The sequence below is a fragment of the Psychrobacter sp. FME6 genome, from assembly GCF_014861365.1.
Taxonomy (GTDB): domain Bacteria; phylum Pseudomonadota; class Gammaproteobacteria; order Pseudomonadales; family Moraxellaceae; genus Psychrobacter.
This window is the reverse complement of record NZ_RRYW01000222.1, coordinates 1-841: the sequence shown is the minus strand read 5'-3', so window position 1 is coordinate 841 and position 841 is coordinate 1. Positions and strand designations below refer to the sequence as shown.

The following is an 841-nucleotide window of genomic DNA, read 5'->3' as shown; positions in this document are numbered from 1 at the left end:
TAGGGCGTGTCATCAATTAGCATAGATATTTCAGAATAAGCTATACTTAGATCGTATTTAGGAATTTGAGCTCAATGACTATGACAAGACGACATGCCCTACGTGATGACCAATGGGAGAGAATTAAAGACATTCTACCTGGTAAACCAAGTGACGTTGGTATTACTGCAAAGGATAACCGCTTGTTCGTAGAAGCGGTTCTGTACCGTTACAAGACCGGCATACCTTGGCGTGACCTACCTGAACGCTTTGGCGACTTCAGAGTGATTCATACTCGTTTTAGTCGCTGGTCAAAAAAAGGCGTATGGAAGCAGGTTTTTAATCAACTCTCTGAACAATCCGATGACGAATATGCCATGCTAGATGCCACGATTGTTAAAGCCCACCAGCACAGTGCTGGAAAAAAAGGGATCAAGCCATTGGACGCAGCAAAGGTGGACTGACGACTAAAATACATACTCGAACAGATGCATTAGGCAATCCTACTGGCTTTTATCTAACAGGTGGGGCAGCTCATGACCTGTGTGGCTCAGATGAATTGCTTGATGTCAGTATTAGCCAAACGTGGCTTGCCGATAAAGCTTACGATGCTGATGCCCGCGTTATTGAACCGATTAAAGCAGTGCAAGGTAATGCAGTTATACCATCTAAGTGTCATCGGCTGCAGCCAAGAGACTTCGATAAAGAGCTTTATAAAGCGAGGCACCTAATAGAGAACTTCTTTGCCAAGATTAAGCAGTATCGTGCGATTGCCACTCGCTATGATAAGTTAGCCAGTCATTTCCTTAGTGCCATTCACTTAGTTTCTTGTGTCGTTTGGCTTAATTGATGACACGCCCTA

Annotated in this window: 1 pseudogene; it reads left to right on the top strand. The window is 44.0% G+C overall.

What is annotated here, in order from left to right:
• Nucleotides 1-80 precede the first annotated feature (80 nt).
• Nucleotides 81-829: pseudogene (locus EI162_RS14340) on the top strand (IS5 family transposase).
• Nucleotides 830-841 lie beyond the last annotated feature (12 nt).